Raw genomic sequence first — 14,856 nt, 5'->3', positions numbered from 1 at the left:
AAAATCATCATATTGATAAAAATTAACTTTAATATTTGTCTTTTAATAAAATATGAAGCAAAAAATTACCATAAAAACAATCGCCAAAGAATTAGGTGTTTCTACTTCAACGGTTTCTAAGGCTCTAAAGGATAGTCATGAAATTAGTGTTGAAACTAAAAAAAAGATTCAGGCCTATGCAGACCTCTATAACTACAAACCAAACCATTTAGCGCTTCAGTTACGCAACCAAAGAACAAAAGTGATCGGAGTTATTCTACCTAAAATAGTGCATCATTTTTTCTCAACAGTAATTATGGGAATAGAAGAAGGAGCTAATAAAAAAGGATACAACATAATGGTTTGTTTCTCAAATGAATCTTATAAGAAAGAAGTAGAAACATTAAAGGTTTTATCGAACGGAAGTGTAGACGGAATTATTATGTCTGTAGCTAGTGAAACACTTAAAAATAAAGACTTTAATCATATTAAAGAATTGGTTTCAGAAGAAATTCCTTTTGTTTTATTTGATAGAGTTGTAGATGAAATTATGTGCGACAAAGTAGTTGTAGATGATGTTGGCGCTGGTTACAAGGCCACAAAGCATTTGTTAGAAAATGGTAGAAAAAGAATTGCTTTAATTACAACTCCAAATCATGTGAATGTTGGCGCTTTAAGAAGGCAAGGGTATGAGAAAGCATTAATTGAAGAATATATTAAAACAGACAAAAGTTTAATTATGGAGATTGATGAAAAAAAAGACATTAAAAAACAAATAGAAAAAGTCTTCGAACAAGACATTGATGCCGTTTTTGCAGTGAATGAAATTTATGCAGCAAACTCAATGAGAATAGCAAAAGAGAAAGGTTTGAAAATACCTGAAGAGATCTCAATCATAGGTTTTACTGATGGGTTAATCTCAGAATATTCATCGCCATCAATCACTACAATTGCACAACACGGCTTTACTATGGGAAAACAAGCTGTTGAGGTTTTAATAGAAAGAATAGAAAATGAATCTGAAGTTTACAAACCCAAAAAGATTGTGATTTCTAGCGACTTAAAGTTACGAGAATCTACGAAACCGTCGTCGTAGATTTTAGCGTGTTTTTTTATCAACTATGTAAAAAAAACATATATTTGTTACCATATTAAGATTTATCAATAAATTACATTCCACAAAATTTATTAATTGATAAGTCTAAGCACTTGTCGTAATATTCATTTATAATATTCGATAATGGAAAAGCGTAAGTTAAGCTTCTGGCAAATTTGGAACATGAGTTTCGGATTTCTAGGTATACAATTTGGATTCGCCCTACAAGGTGGATTTATGTCAAGAATTTTTCAAGATCTAGGGGCAGGGAAAGACGAAATTCCTTTGCTTTGGATAGCTGCACCCTTAACAGGTTTACTTGTACAACCAATTATTGGCTATATGAGTGATAGAACTTGGAGTGTAAAATGGGGTAGAAGAAGACCTTACTTTTTAGTAGGAGCGATTTTAAGCTCTTTAGCATTATTTTTTGTTCCGCATTCTCCTGCTTTATGGGTTGCCGCTGGTTTTTTATGGATCTTAGATGCCTCTATAAATATATCTATGGAGCCGTTTAGAGCTTTAGTAGCAGATAAATTACCAGAATCTCAAAGATCTTATGGTTTTGTTGTTCAAACACTTATTATAGGAATCGGAACTTGGGTTGCAAGTAATTTACCTTGGATGGTTTCTCAGTTTGGTATTAGTAATACAGGAGAAGCTGGTGTTGTTTCAATGTCTGTAAAGGTGGCCTTTGCAATTGGAGCCTTTGTCTTTCTAGCAAGTATTTTGTATACCGTTTTTACTACGGATGAATATCCGCCAGAAGACATGGAAGAGTTCGAACAAGAGAAAGCAAAGAAGAACAACTTCATTCCAGATATTCTAGAAAATATTGGTAGTATGCCAATGACCATGAAGAAATTGGGCGTGATTCAATTTTTCTCTTGGTTTGCTTTTTTTACCATGTGGTCTTTGGCAAACCCTGCTTTAACAGAACATGTTTTTCATAGTCCTGCACCAATAGAAACTGCTTTTAATATGGCAGATACTGTACAAGCAGAAGCTTTTAAAATTGCCAATACTAAATTTCAAGAATCTTCTAATTCAGTTGGTTCTGCCATGGGAATCTATGGTTTATCTTCAATGGTATTTGCCTTACTACTAACCTTATATACTTCAAAAAGAAACATCAACAGAAAATACGTACACATGTTTTCTTTAATTGTTGGAGGTATCGGGTTTTTATTGATGAGTTATGCTTCGCCAGAAAACTTAAAATACTGTTTTGTATTGATAGGTTTTGCCTGGGGTAGTATTTTATCAATGCCTTATGCGATGTTATCGAGTTCCGTAGATCCAAAGAAAATGGGTGTAATTATGGGGATTTTTAATATGTTTATTGTAATTCCGCAAATTATTGCTGCACTAGGAGGAATCAATTATGTATCGAGTTTATTAGGTGAAGAAGCTATTCATGCCATGACAGTTGCAGGAATTAGTTTAATAATTGCAGGCTTATGTAATTTACTTATTACCAATAAAAATGCAATTAGTTACCAAGAATAAAATTAAAATTTAGAATGACAAAAGGATTTATATTCGATTTGGACGGTGTCATCGTTGATACTGCCAAATATCATTATTTAGCATGGAAAAAACTTGCAAACCAATTAGGTTTCGATTTTACCAAAGAACAGAACGAATTGTTTAAAGGCGTTAGTAGAAAACGTTGTTTAGAAATTTTGTTAGAAATAGGAAATAGAGAGGCAACACAAGAAGAATTTGATACTTGGATGGTCGAAAAAAATGTAGACTATTTAGCGTACATAGAAAATATGGATGCATCAGAAATTCTGCCAGATGTTCCTAGAATATTACAATTTTTGAAAGCAAATAACATTCCAATTGCTCTAGGGTCAGCAAGTAAAAATGCACGACCAATTTTAGAAAAAGTGAATTTAATACACTATTTCGATGCGATCGTAGACGGGAATAATGTGACAAAAGCAAAACCAGACCCAGAAGTTTTTCTGTTGGCAGCGAAAGAATTAAATGTTAAAGCAGAAGATTGTGTTGTTTTTGAAGATGCAGTTGCAGGTGTAGAAGCTGCAAATACAGCAAACATGATTAGCATAGGTATTGGAGATGAAAATGTGCTTTCTGAAGCGCAATTTAATTTTACAGATTTTACAGAAATCAGTAATAATTTTATACAAAAGTTAATAGAAGGGTAATAAGAAACGAGAAGATAGAAACAAGACAAGAGACAGTTTAAAAACTTCAATATTCTTTTCTCTCTATTCTTTTCTCTCAAAAAATAAAAAAATGAATCAAGATTATATACAACCCAATGAATGGTCTATCCTAGAAGTGGGGTTTGATGCTCAAAAGGTAAAATCTTCAGAAAGTTTGTTTAGCATTGGTAACGGTGCTATGGGACAACGTGCTAATTTTGAAGAACAATATACAGGAAAAACTTTTCAAGGAAATTATATTGCAGGTGTTTATTATCCTGATAAAACACGTGTTGGATGGTGGAAAAACGGATATCCAGAGTATTTTGCAAAAGTTTTAAATGCACCTAATTGGATAGGAATTAACGTTTTAATAAATGATGAAAAACTAGATTTACATACTTGTAAAGAGGTTTCTAAATTTAAAAGAGAACTCAACATGAAAGAAGGTTGGTTGTCTCGAAGTTTTGAAGCTTTTTTACAAAACGGAATCGAAATTAAAGTGGAGGCCAAGCGTTTTTTAAGTTTAGAGTTAGATGAGGTTGGGGCGATTAGTTATAGTGTAACGCCTTTAAATTCGGATGCAAAAATCACCTATATTCCTTATATAGATGCAGGAATTACGAATGAAGATACCAATTGGGATGACCAATTTTGGGATGTTTTAGAAGTTTCTCAAAATAATAAGCAATCTTATATTGAAGCAAGAACCATGAAAACACACTTTTACACGTGTACCTTTATGGAATCTCGTTTGTTTATAAATAATGAAGCAGTTGTTACAGATTGTAATAATGAGCAAACTTCAAATTACACATCTTGCAGCTATCAGCAAGAAATTAAACAAAATCAAACCTACACAATTCATAAATTTGGAGGTTATGTAGTGGATAGAAATCATGATAAAAGTGAATTAGTTGCTGCTGCAAAAGAAGTTTTAGACAAAGCTGTTCGTCTTGGTTTTGATGCATTATTAGCAATGCAAAAGCAATCTTGGGCACAAATCTGGAGCATGTCAGACATTACCATAGAAGGTGATGTAAAAGCACAACAAGGAATTCGTTTTAATATTTTTCAACTAAATCAGACGTATTTAGGAACTGATGCTTCTTTGAATATTGGCCCTAAAGGTTTTACAGGAGAAAAATACGGAGGAAGTACCTATTGGGATACAGAAGCCTATTGTATTCCTTTTTACATGGCTACCAAAGACCAGTCGGTTGCAAGAACGTTGTTAGAATATCGGTACAATCATTTAGGGAAAGCGATTGAAAATGCGGAGAAACTTGGTTTTAAAAATGGAGCAGCATTATATCCAATGGTGACTATGAATGGGGAAGAATGCCATAATGAATGGGAAATTACATTTGAAGAAATTCATAGAAACGGAGCCATTGCTTTTGCTATTTTTAACTATTATCGTTTTACAGATGATTATTCTTACATTCCAGAAAAAGGATTGGAAGTTTTAATTGCGATTGCACGTTTTTGGCATCAAAGAGCAACTTTTTCAACAAATAAAAATAAATTCATGATTTTGGGCGTAACTGGTCCGAATGAATATGAAAACAACATCAACAATAATTTTTATACAAATTATATTGCAAAATGGTGTATAAATTATGCATTAGAAAATATTGAAATTGTAAAAAAAGAGCATGCTTCAGAATATAACAGAATTAAAGGAAAAGTAAATTTCTCTGATGAAGAATTAATGGGTTGGAAGAAAGTTGCAGACACTATGTATTTTCCATATTCAGAAAAGCACAATGTTTTCTTACAGCAAGATGGTTTCTTAGACAAAGAATTAATTACCGTTGCAGATTTAGAGTTGAGTCAAAGACCTATCAATCAAAAATGGAGTTGGGATAGAATTTTACGTTCACCCTATATAAAACAAGCAGATACGTTACAAGGTTTCTATATGTTTGAAAGTGATTTTTCTACGGAAGAATTAGAACGTCATTTCGATTTCTATGAACCTTTTACAGTGCACGAAAGTTCTCTTTCTCCTTGTGTACACAGTATTCAAGCAGCAAAGTTGGGTAGGATGGATCAAGCGTATGAATTCTATCTAAGAACTTCTCGTTTAGATTTAGATGATTACAATCACGAAGTCGAAGAAGGTTTACATACCACTTCTATGGCAGGAACTTGGATGAGTATTGTAGAAGGTTTTGGAGGAATGAGAGTGCAGAATAACACCCTTTCTTTTTCGCCAAAAATTCCTAAAGGATGGATGTCGTATTCATTTAAAGTAAATTTTAGACATCAAGTGATTACTGTAAATGTTTCTCAAAACGAAACTCATTTTGAGTTAGAGGGAAAACAAGAAATCAATATTTTAGTAAACGGTGAAGCTGTTACAGTCTCTCCGAATAATTTATTAACTGTTTAAAACAGGTATTATGAAACATATCAGAAACATTTTTTATTTATCATCAATTTTCTTTTTTATTTCTTGTAGCAATACAGCAACCAAAAAAAATGTTTCTGAGGTTTCAATTTCAAATACTTCTATAGAAAGAGTAGAACCGCCAAATTGGTGGATTAGTTTTAAAGACACTTCGCTACAATTATTGGTAAAGGAAGAAAATATAGGAAACTCAGAACCTTCCATTTCTTATGCAGGAGTTTCTATAAAAAAAGTAAACAAAGCGAACAGTAAAAATTATTTGTTTTTAGATTTAAATATTGATAAGTCAACAAAAGCAGGTAAATTCGATATCGTTTTTACGTTTGATGATGGAACAAAAAAAGCACACACTTACGAATTAAAATCAAGAGAAAAATCTGCGAATGATTACATTGGTTTTGATAGTTCTGATGCTATTTATTTAATAACACCAGATCGTTTTGCAAATGCAGATACTTCAAATGATGTTGATAATAGAATTACAAAAAAGAATGAAAAGGGAACTTCTGTTCACTTTTTAAAAGAAAACACCATTAATAGAACAGATGATTATGCCAGACATGGTGGCGATATTAAGGGAATTACAAATCATTTAGCGTATATAGATGAAATGGGTTTTACTGCAATTTGGTCTAGCCCTTTATTAACAAACGACATGCCAAAACAATCCTATCATGGGTATGCAATTACAGATTTGTATGAAATAGATCCTCGTTTTGGAACCTTAGCCGATTATAGAGAATTGGCGGATGTATCAAGAGAAAAAGGATTGAAGTTAATTATGGATCAAGTTGCCAATCATTGTGGTAGCGAACATTGGTGGATGAAAGATTTGCCTTTTAAAGACTGGGTAAATCATCAAGAGAATTTCGAGAATAAAGGCGATTTAATCACTTCAAATCATAGAAGAACTTCGAATCAAGATATCTATGCTTCTAAAGCAGATAAAAAAGGAATGTCAGATGGTTGGTTTGTGTCTACAATGCCAGACTTGAATCAGAAAAACCCTTTTATGGCAAAATACATTATTCAGAATAGTATTTGGTGGATTGAAACCATTGGGTTAAGCGGAATTCGGCAAGATACCTATCCATATCCTGATAAAGACTTTATGAGTAATTGGGCAGGTTCCATTATGAATGAATATCCTAATTTTTCTATAGTAGGAGAAGAATGGAGTTACAATCCGTTATTAATTGGTTACTGGCAAAAAGGAGCAAATAATAAAGACGGTTATGAGTCTAATTTAAAGTCTACGATGGATTTTGCAATGCAACAAAATGTTGTAAACGCTTTAAATGAGGAAGAAACTTGGGATACAGGTTTGGTAAAAATATACGAAGGTTTGGCAAATGATTTTCATTATGCAACACCAAAAGATATGTTGATTTTTGCAGACAATCATGATATGAGCCGAATTTATACGCAACTAAAAGGAGATATCGAGAAAACAAAAATGGCGTTGTCTTTATATTTAACATTGCCTAGAATTCCGCAAATTTATTACGGAACAGAGGTTTTGATGGAAGATTTTAAGAACCCTGGAGATCATGGTTTAATTCGTACAGATTTCCCCGGAGGATTTAAAGATGATAAAACGAATGCTTTTATAGGTGAAGGTTTAAGTGCAAAGCAAAGAAACATGCAATCTTATCTGAAAAAGGTTTTAAATTATCGTAAAAACTCGAAAGCAATTCATGAAGGTAAAACAGTTCATTTTGCACCATTTAAAGGAACCTACTTTCTATTTAGAGTTTTAGAAGATGAAATTGTTGTAAATATCATTAATAAAAATGATAAACCAATAACCATCGATTTAAAGCACTATTCGGAAATGGAATTGCAGGGAAAAACGTTGAAAAATATAATTACTAGAGAAGAGTTTGTTTGGGGAAATCAAATGCATTTATCGGAAAAAGGAAGTATTCTATTAACCACAAAAAAGTAATTTAGATAAAAGAAAAAATCTCACATATTTTTAAAACCTGTGAGGAATAAAAACACCAAACATGAAAAAGCTACTATTTTTATTTCTAATACTTCTAATAATTTCTTGTAAAACACAAAAACAAGAAGTAAAACCAAAAGAGAACAGTTATGCTAATATAACAGCAACCGTCTTAGAAAAAGCAGTTTTAGCGAGCGGAAAATTAATAAGGGTAGCCTCTTTTCCATCTAAAAACATTGTGCCAAGACCAGTAGATGTATGGTTGCCAGAAAATTATTCGTCAGAAAAAAAATATGCAGTTTTATACATGCATGATGGTCAGAATTTATTTGATGCAACTACAACGTGGAATAAACAAGAATGGATGATTGACGAAGTAGCTTCAAAATTAATGAAAGAAGGCATTACAAGAGACTTTATTGTAGTTGCAATTCATAATATACCTAAAATTCGTTGGCAAGATTTATTTCCAGAAAAAGCCATGGATTTCCTGTCAAAAGAAGATAAAGATGCAATTTATTCAGAAGCAAAAAAGAACAGTTTTAGTACTGATTTAAAAGGAGATGAGTATTTGAAATTCATGGTTGAAGAGTTAAAACCATACATAGATAATACCTATTCTGTGCATTCAAATAAAGAAAATACTTTTGTTGCAGGTTCCTCAATGGGCGGTTTAATGTCTATGTATGCAGTAGCAGAATACCCAACAATTTTTGCAGGAGCAGCTTGCTTTTCTACCCACTGGGTTGGCGGAACACCAAAAGAAGAAAACCCTTTACCAGCAGCAATTTTTAGCTATTTAGAGGCGAATTTACCAGCTGCGGAATCACACAAAATGTATTTTGATTATGGGAATAAAACCTTGGATGCTTTTTATCCAAAGTATGCGCCAAAAGTAGATTCAATCTTTAAAAAAGGAGGATATAATGCTTCAAATTTTCAAAATTTATTTTTTGAAGGAACAGATCATTCAGAATTGTCTTGGCAAAAAAGATTAGACTTTCCATTAACTTTTTTATTGAAAAAATAAGTTAAAACCGAATCCTTTTTATAACCGTCTATCAGTTCGAATGACACTGGTTTTTTATTAGAATTGTATCGAGAACACTTTAATACTTAATATGAAGAATACCAAAATATTATTTTTATTCCTTTTCATTTCAACGTTATCCTTTGCACAAAATTCAAATAGAATTTTTAAAAATGCTTCTTTACAAAGTAATGAGGTCTTAAATATTGAAGTAAATGATGGCGCTTATCAAATTAAATTCTACAATTCTAAAATTATAGAAACGTCTTTCATTCCGAATGGAGAAACGTTTAACGTGAATTCTCACGCGGTAGTTTTAGAACCAAATGCAATAGATATTAAATTTAATGAAACATTGAATTCTGTAGATTATACTTCAAAAGGAATAGTAGTAAAAATTCAAAAAAAACCTTTTAAAATCTCTTACTTCTATAAAGGAGCAGAAATTACTTCAGAAAAACAAGGGTATTTTAAGTCTAAGCATATTCCTTTAGAACTCGTTAAAGGAAATATTGTAACTGAAGAAACAGAGAAAATAGCATTCAATTTAACATCAGATGAGGTTTTGTACGGGGCAGGAGCAAGGGCTTTAGGAATGAATAGAAGAGGAAATCGTTTAGCTTTATATAACAGAGCACAATATGGTTACGAAGCACATGCAGAATTGATGAATTTTACTTTACCAATTGTAATTTCTTCCAAAAAATACATGCTTCATTTTGACAATGCCCCAATAGGATATCTAGATTTAGATAGTAAAAAGGATAACTCTTTAACCTATGAAACTATTTCTGGTCGTAAAACGTATCAAGTTATTGTTGGTGATTCTTGGTTAGATTTGGTAAATAATTATACAGACTTAACAGGAAAGCAACCTTTGCCACCTAGATGGACTTTCGGTAATTTTTCCAGCAGATTTGGGTATCATTCTCAGAAAGAAACGGAAGCTACAATTGCAAAGTTTCAGGAGGAAGAAATTCCTGTAGATGCTATTATTTTAGATTTGTATTGGTTTGGTAAAACGGTGAAAGGAACGATGGGGAATTTAGAAGTTGACAAAGATTCTTTTCCTGATATGAAAGGAATGATTGGGCGTTTAAAAGACAAAGGAGTTAAAACCGTTTTAATTACTGAGCCTTTTATAGTCTCGAATTCTAAAAAATGGAACGAAGCAGTAGAGAAAGAAGTTTTAGCGACAGATTCTATTGGAAACGCTGCAAAATATGATTTCTATTTCGGAAATACAGGTATTGTAGATATTTACAAAACAACAGGAAAGGAGTGGTTTTGGAATATTTATAAAGGACTAATTAATCTTGGGGCAAAAGGACTTTGGGGAGATTTAGGAGAGCCAGAAGTGTTGCCTTCTTGGGTGAATTTTAAGAATAAAAAAGCAGATGAAATCCATAATATATATGGGCACGATTGGGCGCGCTTAATTTTTGAAGGATATACAAAAGAATTTTCAAATGAAAGGCCTTTTATCTTAATGCGTGCTGGTGCAGCGGGTTCGCAAAGATTCGGTATGATACCTTGGTCTGGAGACGTTAATAGAACTTGGGGCGGTTTGCAATCACAACCAGAAATTGCCTTACAAATGGGCATGCAAGGTTTGGGGTATATGCACTCTGATTTAGGCGGATTTGCAGGCGCTAATTTAGATGATAATTTATACACACGTTGGTTGCAGTATGGTGTTTTTCAACCAATATTTAGACCTCATGCACAAGAAGATGTACCAAGCGAGCCTGTTTATAGAAGTGAAAAAGCAAAAAAACAAGCAAAAAAATCGATAGAATTACGCTATAAATTATTGCCTTATAATTACAATTTAGCATTCGAAAACAATCAAAAAGGAACGCCATTAATGCGTCCTATTTTCTTTGAAGAAGATAACGATAAATTAATGAGTAATTCAACGACCTATTTTTGGGGGAAAGATTTTTTGATCACGCCAATTTTAAAAGATTCAGTAAAAACGAAAGCAATTTATTTTCCCAAAACGGGGAATTGGTTTAATTTTTATACGGACGAAAAAGTTGAAGGGGGACAAACGAAAATAATACAAGTTAAAGAAAATTCAATACCTACTTATGTAAGAGGTGGTTCTTTTATTCCGATGACAAAATTGGTGCAAACAACAGATAATTATGATGGTAATCATTTAGAAATTCATTATTATTTTGATGCTTCTACAAAGGAAAGTAGACGAAAAATGTATAATGATAACGGGTTACTTTCGCAAGCTTTCGAAAAAGGGAAGTCTGAAATACTAGCATTTGAAGCTGAAATTACAAAACGTTTCTTAAAAATTGATTTTGAAGCTAAATTTGGAAAGCATTGGAAGGCAGAAAATAAAGAGATTACTCTGGTAATTCACAACATGAATTGGAATCCTGAAAAGGTAAAGGTTGATGGGAAAAGAAAACGCATTTTATCAGAGAAAAAGATACTTAGAATTCCCTTTAAATGGAATGTAAAAGATAAAATAACAGTGAAAGTATCATTAAAATAAAGACCAATTATGAGAAAAGTATACCGCATTTTACCTGTTTTAATTTTATCAATATTAATTGGTTGTTCAGCAGAAAAAACATCAAAAAATAAAATGGAGATTTCAACGTCAAAGAAAAAAATAGTTGTTTATCAGGTGTTTACACGTTTGTTTGGGAATACAAATACCACAAATAAGCCTTGGGGAACTATTGAAGAAAATGGTGTTGGTAAATTTAACGATTTTACAGACAAAGCATTAACTGAAATTAAAGGTTTAGGAGTTACTCATATTTGGTACACAGGTGTTCCGCATCATGATGTAATTCGTGATTATACCGAATTTGGTATTTCAAATGATGATCCTGATGTTGTAAAGGGGAGAGCAGGATCGCCGTATGCGGTTAAAGATTATTACAATGTGAATCCGGATTTGGCAGTAAATGTTGAAAAGAGATTAGAAGAGTTTGAGGCTTTAATAGAACGTTCTCATAAAAACCATTTGAAAGTACTTATTGATATTGTGCCAAATCACGTTGCAAGAAATTACCAAAGTTTAACAAATCCGGAAGGAACTAAAGATTTTGGTACAGATGATAATACTTCTGTTGTGTATGCTGTAAATAATAATTTTTATTATACACCTAATAAAGCTTTTCAAGTTCCAGATTTTTTAAATGATTATTTGCCTTTAGGAGGAGAAAAGAATCCTTTATCTGATGGTAAATTTAATGAGAATCCGTCTAAATGGACTGGAAATGGTTCACGTTCTCCAAAGCCAGGTTTTTATGATTGGTATGAAACTGTAAAAGTGAATTATGGGGTTTCTCCTGAAGGAAAAAAGGACTTTGATGAATTACCTGTAGGTTTTGAAAATGAAGATTATAAAAAACATTTTGCTTTTTGGCAAGATAAAATAGTGCCAAATTCTTGGATTAAATTTAGAGATATTGCGTTGTATTGGATCGAAAAAGGAGTAGATGGTTTTAGATATGACATGGCAGAAATGGTGCCTGTGGAATTTTGGAGTTTTATGAATTCGTCCATAAAAATGGAAAATCCAGCTGCTTTTTTATTGGCTGAGGTGTACAATCCTAAAATGTATAGAGCGTATATCAAAAAAGGAAAAATGGATTATTTGTATGATAAAGTTCAGTTGTATGATACGATTAAAAATGTAATGCAAGGAAAGGGTTTGACAGATAACATTCCGCCAATTCAAAAAGATTTAAAAGATATTGAGCACCATATGTTGCATTTTTTAGAGAATCATGATGAGCAAAGAATTGCAAGTCCGGAATTTGCCGGAAATGCTTTAAAAGGAAAACCTGCAATGGTTGTTTCTACCACAATCTCTACAGCGCCAACGATGGTTTATTTCGGACAAGAGTTTGGTGAGGATGGTTCTGAAAACGCAGGTTTTGGAACGCCGTCTAGAACTTCAATTTTCGATTATGTGGGAGTTCCTGCTTTGCAACGTTGGGTAAACAATAAAAATTTTGATGGCGGAAAATCGACCAAAGAAGAATTAGAATTAAGAGATTTTTACAAACGCTTGTTAAATTTTACGATTAAAAGTGATGCTTTAATGGGGGGATATGAAGATATTCATCGATATAATAGAAAAAATACAGAGCATTATAATGCTAAAGTTTTATCTTTTGTTCGCTATTCAGAAAATGAAAAATTAATAATTATATCTAATTTTGATGATAAAGAAATATATGATTTTCAATTAAAAATACCTTCAGAAATTATAAAAAAATGGAATTTTAAAGATGGTGAATATCATTTAGAAGATCAATTATACAAAGAATATACAACCGTGTTAAATGTTAAAAATGGTCAAGCAAAACTTAGAGTTGAGTTACAACCTTTAGAGTCGTTCATTTTAAAAGTTAAGAAGTAAAAAGTACTATTATGAAAAATATCATATTTATCATCAGTTTAATAAGCTTAATTTGTTGTCAAGAAAAGACATCAACCAAAAAAGAAGCAAAAATGGAAGCAAAAGAGTTTGTTTGGGAAGGAGCAAATATCTATTTCTTGTTAACAGATCGTTTTAATAATGGCGATACTTCGAATGATATCAATTTTGAGAGAACCAAAGAAACGGGAGAATTACGTGGTTTTGAAGGAGGAGATATCAAAGGGGTTACTCAAAAAATTAAAGAAGGATATTTTACAAAATTGGGAATTAATGCCATTTGGATGACGCCTGTTGTAGAGCAAGTTCATGGAGAAACAGATGAAGGAACAGGTGTTTCTTATGGATATCATGGCTATTGGACAAAAGATTGGACTAGTATTGACCCTAACTTTGGAACAAAAGAAGATTTGAAAGAATTGGTTACAATTGCTCATAAAAACGGAATTCGTATTTTATTAGATGCAGTCATCAATCATACAGGTCCTGTAACAGATAAAGACCCTGTTTGGCCAAGTGATTGGGTAAGAACTGGTCCGGAGTGTTCTCATGACAATTACGAAAATACGATTACGTGTACGTTGGTAAAAAATTTACCAGATATTAAAACGGAAAGTAACGAAGCGGTCGCATTGCCTCCTCAATTGGTTGCAAAGTGGAAAGCAGAAGGACGTTATGCGCAAGAATTGAAAGAATTAGAGGCCTTTTTTGAACGAACAGGACACCCTAGAGCGCCTCGTTTTTATATTATGAAATGGCTTACAGATTATATTACAGAATTCGGAATTGATGGTTATAGAGTGGATACTGTAAAACATACAGAAGAATTTGTTTGGCAAGAATTTAAAGCTGAATGTGATGTTGCTTTTGCAACCTACAAGAAAAATAACGTGGATAAAGTGTTAGATAATAATAGTTTCTATTTGGTTGGAGAGGTGTATAATTATGCGATCTCTAACGGAAAAGCTTATAGTTTTGGGGATAAAAAAGTCAATTATTTTGACAAAGCATTCAATAGTTTGATCAATTTTGAACTAAAATGGAATGTGAAGCAAATGGAAGAAAAAGCTGTTTTTTACAAATATGATTCAATTTTAAATACTGAATTAAAAAATTACGGAATTTTAAATTATATGACGTCTCATGATGACGGACAACCTTTTGATAAAGAAAGAAAAATGTCATACAAAACAGCGACCATGTTGTTTTTAACACCCGGAACTGCTCAGGTTTATTATGGAGACGAATCTGCAAGAAACTTAACAATCGAAGGAACTGTTGGTGATGCAACGTTGCGTTCTTTTATGAATTGGGATGAAATTCAGACTAAAGAAGAAACTCAGAAGATTTTAGCTCACTGGCAGAAATTAGGTCAGTTTAGAGCAAATCACATGGCAGTAGGCGCAGGAAGACATGCTTTAATCTCAGATGAAAACGGATTGATTTTTTCAAGAGTTAGAAATGAAGATAAAGTAGTTATTGGAATTAAATTACCAGCAGGAGAGAAGACGCTTGATGTTTCTTCAATTTTTAATAATGGTGACAAGTTGAGTGATTTTTATTCTTCTCAAGTTGTAGCAGTGAAAGACGGAAAAGTAAGTGTAAATTCAGAATTTAAGATTGTCTTATTAGAGAAAGTATAATTTGTTATATTTTTATCAGCATTAAAACAGGATTATCTGCTTTCTTAACACTTTGGTTCTTCAATTTTTTATTAATGGTGTATATTTCTCCATTTTAAAAGTATTTTTTATTGGTTTTGATGTTTTAATACGGTTGGTGCAGGAGTT

General features: G+C 32.3%; 9 protein-coding genes. All 9 read left to right on the top strand.

Translation table 11 applies throughout. From position 1 onward, the window contains the following. Nucleotides 1-52 precede the first annotated feature (52 nt). The gene (locus ES045_RS11370) at nt 53-1,075 is read left to right on the top strand and encodes a LacI family DNA-binding transcriptional regulator (RefSeq protein WP_147116408.1); all 1,023 of its coding nucleotides are present in this window, start codon (nt 53-55) and stop codon (nt 1,073-1,075) included. Nucleotides 1,076-1,219: 144 nt separating this feature from the next. Continuing rightward, a complete protein-coding gene (locus tag ES045_RS11365; RefSeq protein ID WP_147116407.1) occupies nt 1,220-2,584 on the top strand; it encodes an MFS transporter in 1,365 nt (454 codons plus the stop codon). Between the two features lie 14 nt (nt 2,585-2,598). Beyond that, nucleotides 2,599-3,252 (top strand): beta-phosphoglucomutase, encoded by a 654-nt coding sequence (pgmB, locus tag ES045_RS11360; protein ID WP_147116406.1) that lies wholly within the window; start codon nt 2,599-2,601, stop codon nt 3,250-3,252. A 91-nt stretch (nt 3,253-3,343) separates the two neighbouring features. After that, complete coding sequence (locus ES045_RS11355; protein WP_147116405.1) at nt 3,344-5,650, top strand: glycoside hydrolase family 65 protein; 2,307 nt, start codon at nt 3,344-3,346, stop codon at nt 5,648-5,650. Between the two features lie 10 nt (nt 5,651-5,660). Next, nucleotides 5,661-7,616 carry a glycoside hydrolase family 13 protein gene (locus tag ES045_RS11350; RefSeq protein WP_147116404.1) on the top strand — a complete coding sequence of 652 codons (1,956 nt, stop codon included), beginning with the start codon at nt 5,661-5,663 and terminating at the stop codon, nt 7,614-7,616. A gap of 61 nt (nt 7,617-7,677) precedes the next feature. Next, on the top strand, nt 7,678-8,646 hold the full coding sequence (locus tag ES045_RS11345) for an alpha/beta hydrolase (protein ID WP_147116403.1): 969 nt from the start codon (nt 7,678-7,680) through the stop codon (nt 8,644-8,646). Between the two features lie 91 nt (nt 8,647-8,737). Further along, on the top strand, nt 8,738-11,161 hold the full coding sequence (locus ES045_RS11340) for a TIM-barrel domain-containing protein (RefSeq protein WP_147116402.1): 2,424 nt from the start codon (nt 8,738-8,740) through the stop codon (nt 11,159-11,161). 9 nt (nt 11,162-11,170) lie between these two features. Next, nucleotides 11,171-13,048, top strand: a complete 1,878-nt coding sequence (locus ES045_RS11335; protein ID WP_147116401.1) for an alpha-amylase family glycosyl hydrolase — start codon at nt 11,171-11,173, stop codon at nt 13,046-13,048. An 11-nt stretch (nt 13,049-13,059) separates the two neighbouring features. After that, entirely contained in the window at nt 13,060-14,709 is a 1,650-nt protein-coding gene (locus ES045_RS11330) for an alpha-amylase family glycosyl hydrolase (protein WP_147116400.1), read from the top strand. The last annotated feature ends 147 nt before the right edge of the window (nt 14,710-14,856 follow it).

It is taken from the genome of Polaribacter sp. IC073 (assembly GCF_007997075.1).
GTDB lineage: Bacteria > Bacteroidota > Bacteroidia > Flavobacteriales > Flavobacteriaceae > Polaribacter.
This window is presented reverse-complemented; position numbering and strand designations above follow the sequence as displayed.